At 67.2% G+C, this 16203-nt stretch carries 18 protein-coding genes; 6 read left to right on the forward strand and 12 right to left on the reverse strand.

Annotated features, from left to right (window positions below; translation table 11 throughout):
• Positions 1-79 precede the first annotated feature (79 nt).
• The gene (locus GORHZ_RS27015; RefSeq protein WP_006338844.1) at positions 80-1633 is read left to right on the forward strand and encodes an acyl-CoA synthetase; all 1554 of its coding nucleotides are present in this window, start codon (positions 80-82) and stop codon (positions 1631-1633) included.
• A 42-nt stretch (positions 1634-1675) separates the two neighbouring features.
• On the opposite strand, the gene GORHZ_RS27020 is transcribed toward GORHZ_RS27015, so the two are convergent.
• A complete protein-coding gene (locus GORHZ_RS27020) occupies positions 1676-2308 on the reverse strand; it encodes a MarC family protein (RefSeq protein ID WP_006338845.1) in 633 nt (210 codons plus the stop codon).
• Positions 2309-2352: 44 nt separating this feature from the next.
• Positions 2353-3981 (reverse strand): ABC-F family ATP-binding cassette domain-containing protein, encoded by a 1629-nt coding sequence (locus tag GORHZ_RS27025; RefSeq protein WP_006338846.1) that lies wholly within the window; start codon positions 3979-3981, stop codon positions 2353-2355.
• A gap of 51 nt (positions 3982-4032) precedes the next feature.
• Between GORHZ_RS27025 and GORHZ_RS27030 the strand changes: the two genes are divergently transcribed.
• Together GORHZ_RS27030 and GORHZ_RS27035 are read left to right on the forward strand one after the other, a co-directional pair.
• Complete coding sequence (locus GORHZ_RS27030) at positions 4033-4857, forward strand: SDR family oxidoreductase (RefSeq protein WP_006338847.1); 825 nt, start codon at positions 4033-4035, stop codon at positions 4855-4857.
• Between the two features lie 21 nt (positions 4858-4878).
• Positions 4879-5997: a lycopene cyclase family protein gene (locus tag GORHZ_RS27035; protein ID WP_051999105.1), complete on the forward strand. Its 1119-nt coding sequence runs from the start codon at positions 4879-4881 to the stop codon at positions 5995-5997.
• Here GORHZ_RS27035 and GORHZ_RS31145 read toward each other — a convergent pair.
• From GORHZ_RS31145 to GORHZ_RS27045, 3 genes are all read right to left on the reverse strand, one after another.
• Positions 5991-6152 (reverse strand): hypothetical protein, encoded by a 162-nt coding sequence (locus GORHZ_RS31145; protein ID WP_006338849.1) that lies wholly within the window; start codon positions 6150-6152, stop codon positions 5991-5993. The genes GORHZ_RS27035 and GORHZ_RS31145 overlap by 7 nt on opposite strands.
• Before the next feature lie 67 nt (positions 6153-6219).
• On the reverse strand, positions 6220-6690 hold the full coding sequence (locus tag GORHZ_RS27040) for a DnaJ family domain-containing protein (RefSeq protein ID WP_006338850.1): 471 nt from the start codon (positions 6688-6690) through the stop codon (positions 6220-6222).
• A 40-nt stretch (positions 6691-6730) separates the two neighbouring features.
• Positions 6731-7807, reverse strand: a complete 1077-nt coding sequence (locus GORHZ_RS27045; RefSeq protein WP_006338851.1) for a helix-turn-helix transcriptional regulator — start codon at positions 7805-7807, stop codon at positions 6731-6733.
• A gap of 102 nt (positions 7808-7909) precedes the next feature.
• On the opposite strand from GORHZ_RS27045, the gene GORHZ_RS27050 reads away from it, so the two are divergent.
• Complete coding sequence (locus GORHZ_RS27050) at positions 7910-8221, forward strand: hypothetical protein (protein ID WP_006338852.1); 312 nt, start codon at positions 7910-7912, stop codon at positions 8219-8221.
• Between the two features lie 121 nt (positions 8222-8342).
• Complete coding sequence (locus GORHZ_RS27055) at positions 8343-8915, forward strand: eCIS core domain-containing protein (RefSeq protein ID WP_006338853.1); 573 nt, start codon at positions 8343-8345, stop codon at positions 8913-8915.
• Between the two features lie 89 nt (positions 8916-9004).
• On the opposite strand, the gene GORHZ_RS27060 is transcribed toward GORHZ_RS27055, so the two are convergent.
• The 7 genes from GORHZ_RS27060 to GORHZ_RS27090 all read right to left on the reverse strand — a co-directional run bounded on the left by GORHZ_RS27060 (position 9005) and on the right by GORHZ_RS27090 (position 15502).
• Complete coding sequence (locus tag GORHZ_RS27060) at positions 9005-9364, reverse strand: metal-sulfur cluster assembly factor (RefSeq protein ID WP_006338854.1); 360 nt, start codon at positions 9362-9364, stop codon at positions 9005-9007.
• Positions 9361-9831, reverse strand: coding sequence for a Fe-S cluster assembly sulfur transfer protein SufU (sufU, locus tag GORHZ_RS27065; protein WP_006338855.1), 471 nt, complete (start codon positions 9829-9831; stop codon positions 9361-9363). Before sufU ends, GORHZ_RS27060 begins: the two co-directional genes overlap by 4 nt.
• Positions 9832-9834: 3 nt before the next feature.
• Complete coding sequence (locus GORHZ_RS27070; protein ID WP_006338856.1) at positions 9835-11127, reverse strand: cysteine desulfurase; 1293 nt, start codon at positions 11125-11127, stop codon at positions 9835-9837.
• Between the two features lie 3 nt (positions 11128-11130).
• Positions 11131-11904, reverse strand: a complete 774-nt coding sequence (sufC, locus tag GORHZ_RS27075; RefSeq protein ID WP_006338857.1) for a Fe-S cluster assembly ATPase SufC — start codon at positions 11902-11904, stop codon at positions 11131-11133.
• A 123-nt stretch (positions 11905-12027) separates the two neighbouring features.
• Positions 12028-13248: a Fe-S cluster assembly protein SufD gene (sufD, locus tag GORHZ_RS27080; protein WP_006338858.1), complete on the reverse strand. Its 1221-nt coding sequence runs from the start codon at positions 13246-13248 to the stop codon at positions 12028-12030.
• A complete protein-coding gene (gene sufB, locus GORHZ_RS27085) occupies positions 13248-14699 on the reverse strand; it encodes a Fe-S cluster assembly protein SufB (RefSeq protein ID WP_006338859.1) in 1452 nt (483 codons plus the stop codon). Before sufB ends, sufD begins: the two co-directional genes overlap by 1 nt.
• Entirely contained in the window at positions 14696-15502 is an 807-nt protein-coding gene (locus GORHZ_RS27090) for a helix-turn-helix transcriptional regulator (RefSeq protein WP_040533759.1), read from the reverse strand. Before GORHZ_RS27090 ends, sufB begins: the two co-directional genes overlap by 4 nt.
• A gap of 214 nt (positions 15503-15716) precedes the next feature.
• On the opposite strand from GORHZ_RS27090, the gene mptB reads away from it, so the two are divergent.
• Positions 15717-16203: polyprenol phosphomannose-dependent alpha 1,6 mannosyltransferase MptB (mptB, locus tag GORHZ_RS27095; RefSeq protein WP_169330700.1), on the forward strand; the 487-nt coding region annotated here is incomplete at its 3' end.

Consider the following 16203-nt stretch of genomic DNA (forward strand, 5'->3'; position numbering starts at 1 on the left):
ACTGTGACTCACGACACCCGATCGATCGTTCGGTAACGGTCGATGGTCTGCCGTTGTCCCTTCGTCAGAGGAGTACCACGTGTTTCCCGGAGTCTTCGCCACATCCACCCCGGACAAGCCCGCCGTCATCCAGGCGTCCACCGGTGACCAACTGACCTATCGTCAACTCGACGAGAACTCCAACCGTCTCGCAAACCACCTCGAGGCGTTGGGCCTGCGCCCCGGCGACACGATCGCGATGATCTCGCACAACGATCTGCACATGTTCGAGGTCTACTGGGCGGCGTTGCGGAGCGGATTGTTCGTCACGGCCATCAACCACCATCTGACCGCCGGCGAGACCAACTACATCCTCACCGACTGCAACGCGAAAGTGGTGTTCGCCAGCGCCTCGGTCGCCGATGCGGTCACCGAGACGGATCAGATCCCCGCGCTGACCGAACCCGGCCACCGCCTCGCCTGGGGTGGTGAGATCCCCGGATTCGACTCCTACGACGCCGCCCTCGCTGCTGCCTCGGATGCCCCACGCACCGACCAGCCGCGCGGCACCGACATGCTCTATTCCTCGGGCACCACCGGACGACCCAAGGGCATCAAGACACCGTTACCGCAGGGACAGGTCGACGAGATCCCCGACGCCTACACCGCGATCTTCGCGCCCATGTACGGATTCGACTCCGACACCGTCTATCTCTCCCCCGCGCCCCTGTACCACGCAGCGCCCCTGCGCTATTGCGGCACCACCAACTCCGTCGGCGGCACCGTGGTGTTCCTCGACAAGTTCGACCCGGAGATCGCGCTGGCCACGATCGACAAGTACAAGGCCACCCACAGCCAGTGGGTACCCACGATGTTCATCCGCATGCTGAAGCTGCCCGCGGAGGTCCGCGCCAAGTACGACGTGAGCAGCATGAAGATCGCCGTGCATGCCGCGGCACCGTGCCCGGTGGAGGTGAAGCGGGCGATGATCGACTGGTGGGGACCGGTCATCTACGAGTACTACGCATCGACGGAGGCGGCCGGCGCGACCTTCATCGGGCCCCAAGAAGCGCTCGATCATCCCGGCTCGGTCGGCAAGCCACTGCTCGGCATCGTGCACATCTGCGACGAAGACGGGAAGGAACTGCCCGCCGGTCAGGTCGGAACGGTGTACTTCGAACGCGATGAAGTTCCGTTCCAATACCACAACGATCCCGAGAAGACCCGCAAGGCCCAGCATCCTGAGCACGAGAACTGGTCCACCACAGGCGATGTCGGTTATGTCGACGACGATGGTTACCTCTACCTCACCGACCGCAAGGCGTTCATGATCATCTCCGGCGGCGTCAACATCTACCCGCAGGAGGCGGAAAACGTCCTGATCAATCACCCGGCGGTTTACGACGTCGCGGTCATCGGTGTCCCCGACCCCGAACTGGGCGAGGTCACCAAGGCCTGCGTGCAACTCGACCCGGCGTTCTCCCCGTCACCGGAACTGGCCGAGGAGCTCATCGAGTTCACGAAGGCGTCGATCGCCGCGTACAAGGCGCCCCGCACGGTGGACTTCGTCGACGATCTGCCGCGTACCCCCACCGGGAAGCTGGTGAAAGGTGAGCTGCGCAAACGCTATTGGCCCGCCGAAACGAAGGCCTGAAGCCAAGACGACGGACAGTACTTGCGGCCTGGGCGGTGAGCGTCACCCATAGAAGTTGCCGATACCGGCCAACAGCATCTGGAATCCGAGGGTCGCCAGGATCAGTCCGCCGAGACGGGCCATGATCGCCACCGTCGTCGGCTTCATCCGGGCCAGCAGGCTGCCCATATACCGGTAGAACCCGAAGGTGACGATGGCCACCGCCGCAATGGCGGTGGCCATCGCACCTAGACCGGCCCAGGAGGTGTTCTGCGAGCTGAATGTGATCATCGTCGTGATGGCACCGGGCCCAGCGATCATCGGGATGGCCAAGGGTATGAGCAGTCCGTCTCCGCTCTCGGGCCCTTCCTCGCGCTGGCGTTCGCCCTGAGCCTGGGACGCACCACCCGAATACAGCATTTCAAACCCCATCAGGGCGATCACGAGACCGCCGACAGCGCCAAAGGCGTCCAGGTTGATCCCCATGGCGGTGAGCGCTTCTTTACCCACGAGCGCCGCGATCGCCAGGATCACCGTGACGTAGAGCGTGAGGCGGAGCGCTCCACCCGTCCGACCCATCCCACGAGCGGTAACCGTCTGGTTGAAGAAGAGTAGTTTCACCGGATCGAAAGGCGCCGTGATCACCAGCAGACCGACCGCCGCTTGCAGGATGAAGTCGATCCCAACCGATCCCATCGCTCGAGCCTAACGAAGCCACCGTGCGATCGCCGACCAACTCTTCAGGCCAGTTCGATGAGTTCCTGATACTCGTCGGACCAGTGGTCCTCGGTGCCGTCGGGCAGCAGGATCACCCGCTGCGGATCGAGGGCGGCCGCCGCACCGGGATCGTGGGTCACCAGCACCACGGCACCGGTGTAGCTGCGCAGCGCGTCGAGCACCTGCTCGCGCGACACCGGGTCGAGGTTGTTGGTGGGCTCGTCGAGCAGCAGCACGTTCGCCGCCGACGACACGAGACCGGCCAGCGTCAGCCGTGTCTTCTCACCACCGGACAGCGTGCCCGCCGGCTGGTCGAGCTGAGCGCCGCTGAACATGAAGGCGCCCAACAGTCCTCGCAGGTCCTGCTCACCGGCATCGGGGGCCGCGTGTCGGATGTTCTCCCACACGGTCGCCAGGTCGTCGAGCGTGTCGTGCTCCTGGGCGAAATACCCGACCTTCAGGCCGTACCCGGGTTCGATCTCACCGTGGTCGGGATTCTCTACGCCGGCAAGCAGTTTGAGCAGCGTGGTCTTGCCCGCGCCGTTGAGCCCGAGCACCACGACGCGGCTGCCCTTGTCGATGGCCAGGTCCACACCCGTGAAGATCTCCAGCGACCCGTACATCTTGGTCAGGCCGCTCGCCATCAGCGGTGTCTTACCGCACGCCGACGGTTCGGGGAACCGAATGCGGGCGGTGCGGTCGGCCACCCGTTCCTCGTCGAGCGCGTCGAGCATCCGGTCGGCCCGCTTCAGCATGTTCTGCGCGGCGGTCGCCTTGGTCGCCTTGGCACCGAGTTTCGCGGCCTGCGCACGCAGGGCGCTCGCCTTCTTCTCCGCGTTCGCGCGTTCACGCTTGCGCCGCTGTTCGTCGGTGGCACGGGCGTCGAGGTACCGCGTCCAGCCCATGTTGTAGATGTCCGCCTCGCCGCGCACCGCATCGAGGAACCACACGCGATTCACCACGTCGGCCAGCAGGTCGACGTCGTGACTGATCACCACGAGGCCCCCCTCGTGGTTCTGCAGGAACCCGCGCAGCCAGGTGATGGAATCGGCGTCGAGGTGGTTCGTGGGCTCGTCGAGCAGCAACGTGGTGTCGGACTTGCCGGAGCCGTCCGATGCCGCGAACAGGATGCGGGCCAGCTCGATCCGGCGGCGCTGACCCCCCGACAGGGTACGCAGCGGCTGCGCGAGCACGCGGTCCGGCAATCCCAAGCTGTGGCAGATGCGCGCGGCCTCGGATTCCGCGACATATCCACCCAGCGCGGAGAACCGCTCCTCGAGCCGGCCGTAGCGGGCGACCGCCTTGTCGCGGACGCGGTCGTCGGCGGCCTCGGCCATCAGCGCCTGTTGCTTCTCCATGTCGTGCAGGATGGAGTCGAGTCCGCGGGCCGACAGCACACGGTCCTTCGCCAGGACGTCGAGGTCGCCCTCCTTGGGGTCCTGCGGGAGGTAGCCGAGTTCGCCGCTGCGGACGACCGCACCGGCATATGGTTCGGTCTCGCCCGCCAGAATCCGCAGCGTAGTGGTCTTGCCGGCGCCGTTGCGGCCGACGAGACCGATCCGGTCGCCGGGCTGGATACGCAGCGCGGAGCCGGGCGCCGACAGCAAGGTCCGAGCGCCCGCTCGAACCTCCAGGTCGGTCGCGGTGATCACGGCGGACAAGTCTACCTGTGCCGAGACGCCCCGATGTGCAGCCGACCTCGCATGAACGCCGCCGACCCGCCCGATACGGTGAGGGACGTGACACAACCCACATCGATCCCGAGCCATTCCGACCTCATCGGACGCTCCGCCCTGGTGACGGGTGCGAGCCGTGGCATCGGCCTCGCCATCGCCACCGAACTGGCCCGACGTGGCGCATCGGTGATCATCACCGGTCGTAAACCCGAGCCGCTCGAGGACGCTGCCGCGAGCATCCGCGCCGCGGTGCCCGGAGCGCGGGCGACCGCATTTCCCGGCAACACCGGTGACGAAGCTCACCGGTCGGACGCCGTCGCCGCGACCGTCGCTCAGGGCGGCGGGATCGACATCCTGGTCAACAACACCGGCATCAACCCGCTGTTCGGACCGCTGATGCATGCCGACCTGTCGGCGTTCCGCAAGATCTTCGATACCAACGTCGTCGCCGCGCTCGGCTTCGTGCAACTGGCGTACGCCGCCGGGATGCGCGACAGCGGCGGCGCGGTCGTGAACATCTCGTCGGCCGCGGGTATCCGCTCGACAGGGGCCATCGCCGCGTACGGGGCGTCGAAAGCCGCCCTGATCCGTCTGACCTCCGAACTCGCGTGGGAACTCGGACCCGACAACATCCGGGTCAACGCGATCGCCCCGGCCATCGTGAAGACCCGGTTCGCCAAGGACCTGATCGCCGGCGAGAACGAGGCCCGCGCCCTGCAGAACTACCCGCTCGGACGTTTCGGTGAGCCCGAGGACGTCGCGCGGGCCGCCGCGTTCCTCGCGTCCGACGAGGCGTCGTGGATCACCGGGCAAACCCTGGCCGTCGACGGCGGCATGCTGTCGACCGGCTGATGTGACGGCAGAATCGGCGTGGTGACCGATGTCGTCGTGGTGGGTGCGGGCCCGGCGGGTCGTGCGCTGTCCCACCGACTACTGCGCCGCGGAGTCGCGGTCACCGTCGTCGATCCCCGGCCCGAGGTCGAGTGGCGCGCCACCTACGCCTGCTGGACCGACGAGATTCCGCACTGGCTGCCGCCGGAGGTCGTCGGTGCACAGGTGGATTCGGTCGCGATGCGGGTGACCGAGACGGCGCAACTGCGACGCGGCTACACCGTCTTCGACACCGTCGCGCTGCGACGGGCGCTGGCCCTCCACGACGCGCGGATCCTCCGCGATCACGCGACCGTCGTCGGCGAGCACCACGTGACGACACGGTCGGGCGCCACGATCACCGCCTCGACCGTGATCGATGCCCGCGGGCTGCCCGGGCACGGACCGCGGCAGACGGCCTCGGGCGTGGTCGTGCCGCGGGCACAGGCTCGCCCGTTCGTGGGTGACACCGAGGCCGTGCTGATGGACTGGACGCCGGCGAGTTCCGACGACTCGGCGGGCGCGTCGTTTCTCTACGCGGTACCCCTCGACGCGGATCGGGTCCTGCTCGAGGAGACCTGTCTGGCCGGTGACCCGCCGGTGCCGGTCGCACACCTGCGCGCCCGGCTCGACGAGCGGCTCTCCGGTCACCCGAGCACCCCGCTGGCGACTGAAACCGTCTCCTTCGCGCTGCGGGGTCCGGCGGCCCCGTGGCGGGTACGCCCGATCGTGTTCGGGTCCCGGGGTGGTCTGCTGCATCCGGCGACCGGCTACAGCGTCGGAGAGTCGCTGACGGCCGCCGACGGTGTCGCGGCGGCGATCGCGGACGGACACGATCCGCTCGCCGGGCTGTGGCCGCAGTCGGCGCGCGTCGTCTATCGGCTGCGGTCGGTCGGACTGCGCGCGGTGCTCTCCCTCTCGCCCGATGCCACGCGACGGATGTTCGACGCGTTCGCGGAGCTGCCCCTCGCGCAGCAGCGGGCCTACCTCTCGGGCCGCGACGACGCCGCCGGCACCGCACGGGCGATGGCGGCACTGTTCACCGGGGTCGACAACGACATTCGCCGATCATTCGTGCGGGCGTTGCGAGGGCGCCGCGTCATCGCCGAAGCGGATCAGTGACGCTGACCGTGGTGAATCGGTGCGATGGCTTCGGCCTCGTCCTCGACGACGTCGCGGTTGGTTTCCGGATAGTCGTCGTCGCCGCCCTCGACGTCGATGGACTGTTCGATGAGATCGGCATCGTCGGCCGACGGGATCGGATCGTTGACGGTCATCGCGCACCTCTTTCGGAACTCGCCGGGTCCGTACCCCCACCCTAACAACCCAGGAGTCCGCAGGCTTCTATCTCGACCGAAGCTCGCGCCAGCGTTGCACCATGTCGTCGACGTCCACGGTGTGCGCGGTGATCAGCGACGGAACACCGGCGCGGGTGGACAGGTGGGCCTCGCGGACCCGGCGGTTGAAGTCGGTGAGCAGGTCCCGGACCACCGATTCGTCGGCGAACTCGATCAGCGACTCGGGAAAGCCCTGCGCCTCCTTGCGCAGCTGCAAGGGCATCGGAAGCAGCGCCGACGAGTCGAGGTTCTCGTCTCGGATCTTGCGCTTGACCCACCAATCCGGGTCGTCGGCGTCGGAGAGGTCGAGCGGTTCACCCATGCCGGGCAGGTTGTCGAACTCGCCACGCTCGGTCGCCTCACGGATCATCTTCTCCACCCGTGACTCGTAGACCGGCGGTTTCCACCGACGCACACGCCGGAACCGCCCGTCGGGTGACCGACGGTCATCCGACGGATCGTTCGACGATGCGTCCACGTCTGAAGTTCTACACCTCCCGGCGCCGCCCGGCCGGCGGTCAGCCGGCGACCGTCGCGAGCAGGGCCTGCCGGCCGGGGCAGCCGGCTTTCGCGAGCACCGCCTTCACATGGTCGACGACGGTGTACTCGGAGACCACGAGTTCGAGGGCCATCGCCCGGGTGTCGCGGCCTGCCAGCAGCAGACCCAGGACCTCGTCCTCGCGGTGGGTGAGCCCGACGGCACGCGAGAACATCTCCCTGCGGTCGGCGAGTCCGGATTCCTCGATCGAGACCGCGATGTCGCGGGCGGTCGCCGTCTCGTCGGCCGTCATGCGGTCGGCTTCCAGTGTCAGCCAGCCGAGGTCGTCGAGGTAGACGCGGGAACGCGCCGGCGCGTCGTCGATGCCGTGTTCGCGAGCGATGAGTTGCGCGGCGACGTTGTACGCGGCGGCCGGGATCGCGGCGACACCGCTCGGGCGTCCATCCGATCCCGGATCCGGCGGGTTCAGCCGATACAGGCGGTGCCCGGCGCGTGCGGTCTGGCCGCGCACGTGCAGGTCGTGGTCGAGGATGACGACGGCCGGACCCGTTCCCTCCCCCGCGGTCCGCGGCCGGCCGAAGTTCCTCGCCTGACCGGCGCGTAGTGCCGTGGTCACCGCCGGACGGATGGCCAGCAGTCGCAAGATCTCGTCGTCGGCGAACGGCGGTGCCGGCGGGAAGCGCCACAGATCCAGCCAGCCCCAGCACCCGAACCGATCGGCGAAGACGACCGAGGCGACATCACCGGCCCTGAGGTCGGCGAGGATCTCCCGCCACAGACGGGATCGGCTCGGCTCGTCGTGGGTCGCGTGGCGCAGACCGTCGGCGAACCGCTTTGAGCCGATGAGTTCGTTCCACCGGTTGACCGGGGTCAGATACCGCGAACGGATGAGATCCGGTATGCGAGACAACGGCAGGCCGGGAACGGTGGCCAACGGGATCGTCCCGACACCGGTCACCGGATCGGTCAGCACCCAGACGTGCCCGGCGAAGGGTATCGCGGCGGCCAGATCGTCGAGGATCGCCAGGCGCAACCGCTTGACGTCCGTGTGCCGTGCACAGGAGCGCTCCACGCTCGCCGCGAGGTCGACCCGCATCAGACCAGCGTAGGCCCAACATCCCCCGCGCCGGGGATAGCTCGCTCGCCCGAGACGCTCCTACCGTTGGGTCACCGGAACCAACCACGAGAAGGTGACATCATGTATCAGCTCCAGGTAGCGAACACCATCGACGACTTCGATTCGTGGCGAAAGGCTTTCGACAAGTTCGAACGCGTGCGCGCCGACGGCGGGGTGCGGTCGTACCGCGTGACACGGTCGGTCGACGACCCGACCCAGGTCTACGTGGAACTCGACTTCGACGATCTCGGACACGCACAGCAGTACCTGCCGGTGTTGCAGAAGATCTGGGCGACCCCGCAGTCGCACAGCGTCCTGCGCGGCCACGGGGAGCCACAGATCCGCGAGACGGTCGTGTCCCGGATCATCGAGGTCGAAACCGCCGCATCCTGATGCGCAACGAGGGTGGCGATGTTCGGGCAGCAGATGCTGCCCGAACAGGCACCCGTCGGCACCTTCCCTTCACCGGCGGGAGGTCGGATCGTGGATGACACACCGAGGAGGCGAGCCATCGATGCGCACCCACGACAGCGACCACCACGAATCCTCTTCGCATCCCAAGGCTTCTCGAGCACACGACCCGGAACCGACGGCGGCGATGAGGGCGGCGCTGTCGGGCCGATGGGATGCCGCCGGTCCGGCAGGGCTGGCCGAACTGCAGCGAACCGCCGGAAACGCCGGTACGGCCGCCCTGATCGACGAGGACCGATCTCCCGTCCACGACGTGGTGGCATCGGAGGGTTCGCCGCTGCCGGGCGATCTCCGCACCGACATGGAAAGCCGCTTCGGCCACGACTTCGGTGACGTCCGGGTACACACCGACGACGCGGCGCACCACTCGGCCACCTCGGTGAACGCGCAGGCCTACACCGTCGGGTCCGACATCGTATTCGAAAGCGGCAAATACGATCCCGGCTCCGACGCGGGTAAACACATGATCGCCCACGAACTGACACATGTCGTCCAGCAGCGCAGCGGCCCGGTCGACGGCACCGACGCCGGCGGCGGCGTCAGCATCAGTGACCCGTCGGACAGGTTCGAACGCGAAGCGGTCGCCAATGCAGACCGGGTGATGGGGATGGACTAGCGGGGACTAGCGGTGGGCATCAACACGTAGAACTCGCAGAAACACACGGGACTTCGTGTGTTTCTGCGAGTTCTGCGTGTTGTGGCCGACTAGACGGTGAACCCGAGGGCCCGCAGCTGTTCGCGCCCGTCGTCGGTGATCTTGTCCGGACCCCACGGCGGCAGCCAGACCCAGTTGATCTCCATGTCGGTGCACAGACCGCTGCTCACCAGGGCGGCACGCGACTGGTCCTCGATCACATCCGTCAGCGGACACGCCGCCGAGGTCAGTGTCATGTCGATCTTCGCGACGGCGTCGTCGCTGATCTCGATCCCGTAGACGAGCCCGAGGTCGACCACGTTGATGCCGAGTTCGGGGTCGACGACATCGCGCATCGCCTCCTCGACGTCCTCGAGCTGAGGAAGCGACGTGGTCGGGGCGTCGGATGTGGTGGTGGTTTCGTCACTCATACTGACTCCGCTTCTGACGACGGTGCTGCGTCCATCGTCTGTGCCAACGCGTCCTTGAACGCCATCCATCCCAGCAGCGCACACTTCACCCGCGCCGGGTACTTGCTCACACCGGTGAACGCGATCCCGTCACCGAGGACCTCCTCGTCGCCGGTGTCGGTGCCGCGCGAGGTCACCATCGCGTTGAACGCATCGACGGTGGACAGTGCCTTCTCCACGGGCTCCCCCACCAGCTGGTCGTACAGGACCGAGGTGGAGGCCTGCGAAATCGAGCACCCCTGCCCGTCATAAGAGATGTCGTCGATCGTCGACCCGTCCGGCGACACGGTCACACGCAGGGTCACCTCGTCACCACAGGTCGGGTTCACGTGGTGGACCTCGGCGCCATAGGGCTCGCGGAGGCCACGTCCGTGCGGGTGCTTGTAGTGGTCCAGGATGACCTCCTGGTACATCTGCTCCATCCGCATGTCTCAGCTCACCCCGAAGAACTTCTGTGCCTTGGTGATCGCGTCGACGAGCGCGTCCACCTCGGACAGCGTGTTGTAGGCGGCGAAGGACGCACGGGCCGACGCGGCGATACCGAGGCGCCGGTGCAGTGGCCACGCGCAGTGGTGACCGACACGGATCGCCACGCCCTCGTCGTCGAGGATCTGTCCCAGATCGTGCGCGTGGATTCCGTCGACGACGAACGACACCGCACCGCCGCGACTCTCGGTGGACGCCGGGCCGATGATACGCAGCCCGTCGATGTCCTCGAGTCGCTCGAGCGCGTAGCCGATCAACTGATGCTCGTGCGCGGCAACCGCATCCATACCGAGCGCGTTCAGATAGTCGACCGCAGCCGCGAGCGCCACAACCTGCGAGGTCATCGGGACACCGGCCTCGAACCGCTGTGGCGGCGGCGCGTAGGTGGAGACCTCCATGGTGACCGTCTCGATCATCGAACCACCGGAGATGAACGGCGGAAGTTGTTCGAGCAGTTCGGCTTTGCCGTAGAGCACGCCGACACCCGACGGGCCGAACATCTTGTGCCCGGAGAAGGCCGCGAAGTCGACCCCGAGCGCGACGAAGTCCACCGCCATGTGCGGCACCGACTGGCAGGCGTCGAGCACGACCAGCGCGCCGACCGCCCGGGCCCGGCGCACGAGTTCGGCGACATCGGTGACCGCGCCGGTGACATTCGACTGATGGGTGAACGACACGACCTTCACGGTGTCGTCGAGATCGAGCGAATCCAGGTCGATCCGGCCGTCGTCGGTGACCCCGTACCACTTCAGGGTGGCACCGGTACGGCGGCAGAGTTCCTGCCACGGCACGAGATTCGCGTGGTGTTCGAGCTCGGTGATCACCACGGTGTCCCCCGGCCCGAGCGGTTTGCCGCCCAGTACACCCGCGGCGCGGTCATCTCCGAGGGTGTAGGTCACCAGGTTCAGTGCCTCGGTGGCGTTCTTGGTGAACACGACCGTGTCCGAGGTGGCCCCGACGAACCGCGCGATCGTCTCGCGCGCGCTCTCATAGGCGTCGGTGGCCTCCTCGGCGAGTTGATGGGCACCGCGGTGCACCGCCGCGTTGCGGGTCGTCAGGAACTCGCGCTCGGCGTCGAGAACCTGCACCGGTCGCTGCGACGTTGCCCCGGAATCCAGGTAAATCAAGGGCTTTCCATCACGCACGGTCCGCGACAGGATCGGGAAGTCCGCGCGCAGCCTCGCCACGTCGAACGCGGCGACTGCCGTTGAAGCGGACACGGGCGTTTCGGTGGACATCGGTCAGCCTGCTGCTGGGGCCGAGGTGAACCGGACGTAGCCGTTCTCCTCGAGTTCGTCGGCGAGTTCGGGACCCGCAGACTCGACGACCCGGCCGCCCACGAACACGTGGACGAAGTCCGGCTTGATGTAGCGCAGGATGCGCGTGTAGTGCGTGATCAGCAGGATGCCGCCGTGTTCGCGCTCCTTGTAGCGGTTGACACCCTCACTCACCACACGCAGGGCGTCGACGTCGAGGCCGGAGTCGGTCTCGTCGAGGATGGCGATCTTGGGTTTGAGCAGGTCGAGCTGCAGGATCTCGTGGCGCTTCTTCTCACCGCCGGAGAAGCCCTCGTTGACGCTGCGCTCACCGAAGGACGGATCGATCTCCAGGGCGGTCATCGCCTCCTTGGTCTCCTTGACCCAGTGCCGCAGCTTCGGTGCCTCGCCACGCACGGCTGTGGCGGCAGTCCGCAGGAAGTTCGACATCGACACACCCGGTACCTCGACGGGGTACTGCATCGCGAGGAACAGACCGGCGCGCGCCCGCTCGTCGACACTCATCTCGAGCACGTTCTCGCCGTCGAGGGTGATCGAGCCCTGCGTCACCACGTACTTCGGGTGACCGGCGATCGCATACGACAGCGTCGACTTCCCGGAGCCGTTGGGCCCCATGATCGCGTGCGTCTCGCCCGACGACACGGTCAGGTTGACACCCTTGAGGATGTGGATGGGCTCGGCGTCGGTGTCGGTCTGGGCGACATCGACGTGCAGGTCACGGATTTCCAGTGTGGTCATTCTCGATGTGTCTTTCGTTGTGGGCTGAGTGATCTCGATACGGCGCCTCGCTTCGCTCGGTGCCTACTCGATCAGCGGTCTGGGGTCTGCGGAGCCTCGGTCTCAATCAGCGGTGGTGGCGGGTCAGGCTCCGGAGATCTGGAGTTCGCGTTCGATCGCTGCTTCCAGACGCTCGCGAATCTCGGGCACGGCGATCTTGGCGATGACCTCACGGAAGAAACCGCGGATCACCAGACGGCGTGCCTGCTCCTCGGGGATACCGCGGGCCTGCAGGTAGAACAGCTGCTCGTCGTCAAAACGCCCCGTGGCGCTGGCGTGTCCGGCGCCGACGATCTCGCCGGTCTCGATCTCGAGGTTGGGTACCGAGTCGGCACGTGCGTTGTCGGTGAGGACCAGGTTGCGGTTGAGTTCGAAGGTGTCGGTGCCCTCGGCCGCCGGGCGGATCAGCACGTCGCCGATCCACACCGTGTGGGCCTCCCGGGTGCGGTCACCGCTCGGATCGCCCTGCAGCGCACCCTTGTACACCACGTTGGAGCGGCAATGCGGCTGGCTGTGGTCGACGAGCAGACGCTGCTCGAGGTGCTGGCCGGCGTCGGCGAAGTAGAGTCCCCACAGTTCGACGTCGCCGCCCGGACCGTCGTAGTGCACGACCGGGGAGAGGCGAACGAGGTTGCCGCCGAGGCTGATCGCGAAGTGCCGGACCACCGCGTCGCGACCGACCCGCACATGGTGCGCGGCGACGTGGACCATGTCGTCGGCCCAGTCGTGCACGTTCACCACGGTCAGTGACGCACTGTCGCCGACCACGAATTCGATGTTCTCCGCGTAGGTGCCGCTGCCCTGCTCGTCGAGGACGACGACCGCCCGCGCGAAGGGTTCGAGCCGGATCTGGATGTGCCCGAAGGCCACCTCACCCTCACCCGGCCCGGTGATGCTCACGACCACGGGATCGGAGAGCTCGACCTCACGCCCGACGGTGACCACCGTCGCATCGGTGAACGACGAAAACGCCTGTGCGGCAACCCGGTCGAACGGAACGCCGCCCTGACCGAGTCGGACGTCGTCGCGGCCGACGGCCTCGACCGTCACACCGTCCGCGGTTCCGGACACCTCGATGACCGGATCGGCGGTCCGTTGCGCGGAACCGTCATGGAGGCCCCGCAGGCGGCGGAACGGCGTGAACCGCCACACCTCTTCGCGGGGGCTGGGCACCTCGAAGGCGTCGACGTCGAAGGAGGTGAACATCTCCCCCTTGTTGACGTGGGCGTGCGCGCCTTCGCCGACGTGGGCGTGCGCGCCTTCGCCGCGGTGGTCCCGTGCGGTGGCAAGTGTCGGATCGGCCATCAGCCGACGGCTCCTTCCATCTGGAGTTCGATGAGGCGGTTGAGTTCGAGCGCGTACTCCATCGGGAGTTCCTTGGCGATCGGCTCGACGAAGCCGCGCACGACCATCGCCATCGCCTCGTCCTCGGTCAGCCCGCGGCTCATCAGGTAGAACAGCTGATCGTCGCTGACCTTGGAGACGGTCGCCTCGTGACCCATCGTCACGTCGTCCTCGCGGATGTCGACGTAGGGGTAGGTGTCGCTGCGCGAGATCGTGTCGACCAGCAGCGCATCGCATTTCACGGTCGAGCGGCTGCCGTGCGCACCCGGGTTGATCTTGATCAGGCCGCGGTAGGACGCGCGCCCACCACCGCGGGCCACCGACTTGGAGACGATGTTGCTCGAGGTGTTCGGGGCCAGGTGCACCATCTTGGAGCCGGTGTCCTGATGCTGTCCCTCGCCGGCGAACGCCACCGAGAGCACCTCGCCCTTGGCGTGCTCACCGGTCAGCCACACGGCCGGGTACTTCATGGTGACCTTCGAACCGATGTTGCCGTCGATCCACTCCATGGTCGCGCCCGCTTCGGCCTTGGCGCGCTTGGTCACCAGGTTGTAGACGTTGTTCGACCAGTTCTGGATCGTCGTGTAGCGGCAGCGGCCACCCTTCTTGACGATGATCTCGACGACCGCCGAGTGCAGCGAGTCGGTCTTGTAGATCGGTGCGGTACACCCCTCGACGTAGTGCACGTAGGCACCCTCGTCGACGATGATCAGTGTCCGCTCGAACTGACCCATGTTCTCGGTGTTGATCCGGAAGTAGGCCTGCAGCGGGATGTCGACGTGCACGCCCGGCGGGACGTAGATGAACGAACCACCCGACCACACCGCGGTGTTCAGCGCGGAGAACTTGTTGTCGCCGGCCGGGATGACCGAGCCGAAGTACTCCTGGAAGATCTCCGGATGCTCCTTGAGACCGGTGTCGGTGTCGAGGAAGATGACGCCCTGCTGCTCGAGGTCCTCACGGATCTGGTGATAGACGACCTCGGACTCGTACTGGGCGGCGACACCGGCGACGAGACGCTGCTTCTCCGCCTCCGGGATGCCCAGGCGGTCGTAGGTGTTCTTGATGTCGTCGGGCAGCTCGTCCCAGGTGGTGGCCTGCTTCTCCGTGGACCGGACGAAGTACTTGATGTTGTCGAAGTCGATGTCGTCGAGTTCTGCACCCCAGTGCGGCATCGGCTTGCGGTCGAAGATCTTCAGCGCCTTCAGTCGCTGCTCGAGCATCCACTCGGGTTCGTTCTTCTTCGCCGAGATGTCGGTGACGACCGCCTCGGACAGGCCACGCTGGGCGCTCGCACCGGCGACGTCGGAGTCGGACCAGCCATACCCGTATCGACCCAGCGAGTCGATCGTCTCCTCCTGGGTCAGCGGTGCCGGCTTGGTCGCGGTCGCGCTCGGTTCGGTGACTGTCATCGCTGGGCCTTTCGACTCGTCTTCATCGGTTGAGCGGATGCAGGCTGCGCACCGCTCGTGGTCTTGGTGGTGATCGCCGTGGGGACCGGCAGGGCCTCCGGCGGCGGATGGAGTGGGACGTGGGTGGTGCAGACACAGTCGCCGTTGGCGATCGTGGCCAGCCGTTGCACGTGGGTGCCGAGCAATTCGGTGAAGACCGCGGTCTCGGCCTCACACAGTTCCGGGAACTCGGCGGCGACATGCGCTACCGGGCAGTGGTGCTGGCAGATCTGCATGCCGGTCCCGACCTCCCGCGTGTTCGCGGAGAAGCCCGCGCTGGTCAGCGCGTCGGCGATCGCGCCGACCGTATCCGCCACCGATCCCGACGCGTCGGCCGGTTCCACATCGGCCACGATCTCCTCGATGCGATCCCGGGCGAACTCCTCGACGGCCTGCTCGCCGCCGATCGTGCGCAGCCGCCGCATCGCGGCGCCGGCGAGGTCGTCGTAGGCGTGGCGCAGTTTGCCCCGTCCCGTGGCGGTCAGCTGAAACCACTTGGCCGGGCGGCCGCGGCCACGGCGCCCGAACCCCGACGACGACGTCTCGACATCCCCGGATTCGGTGAGCGCGTCGAGGTGGCGACGCACGCCGGCGGCGCTGATCCCGAGCCGGTCGGCGATCTCGGTCGCGGTCAGCGGACCGTCCTCGACCAGCAGCGTGACCACGGCAGCACGCGTCTGCCCGTCAGGATGACCGGCAGTACTGGTAGCCCCCTCGGAGGGCCCGTCCGGCGCGCCCAGAGGCAACGCGGTATCGCTCCCCATGGTTTTCACAACACAAGTGTGTCGTAATTAGTCCTCCCACGCCACCAAGGGTGACCTTAGTGACAGGTACGGGCACCAGTGGTGTCTCGGACACAGGTGGCCGGAGAGCAGTCATCTATTTCCGAGACGCACCACTAGAGTCATCGTCGTGCCAGATTCCACAGTGACGCGGGACGGGGACCGCTCGCTGCCCGCCCGGCGGCTGCGTCAGGCGATGGACTACCTCGGCCTGAGCCGCACGCGCCGACCGAGCCGTGGCCCTGTCGCCGAGGACTCGACCGACCGGCGGGGCGACTACGGCAAGACCGTCGCCCGGCTCCACGACGACGAACGTGAGGTCGGACCGCTCAACGCCGCCGAGAACCGGCGACTGCTGCGGATCAAATTGTTCGGCGCAACCGGGTCGATCCTGCTGCTGATCGGGTCACTGGGCACCGGCCAGATCCCGGTGCTGCAGAACCCGGTGGCCGGCACGCGGGTGCTGTCGTTGCCGTCGCGCATGTGGAGCACCGCTCTCACCATGTCGATCGGCGGGACGATCATGCTCGTCGTCGCCTGGCTGCTGATCGGACGATTCGCCGTCGGCAGATTCAGCGTCGAGGTACTGCAGGGCCGCAGCCCCGAGCGGCGGATGACGCGCCGTCAGGCCGACCGCACCCTGATGCTGTGGATCGCACCCATCATCGTGGCGCCGCCCCTGC

The organism is Gordonia rhizosphera NBRC 16068, from assembly GCF_000298195.1.
In the GTDB taxonomy this organism is placed as follows: domain Bacteria; phylum Actinomycetota; class Actinomycetes; order Mycobacteriales; family Mycobacteriaceae; genus Gordonia; species Gordonia rhizosphera.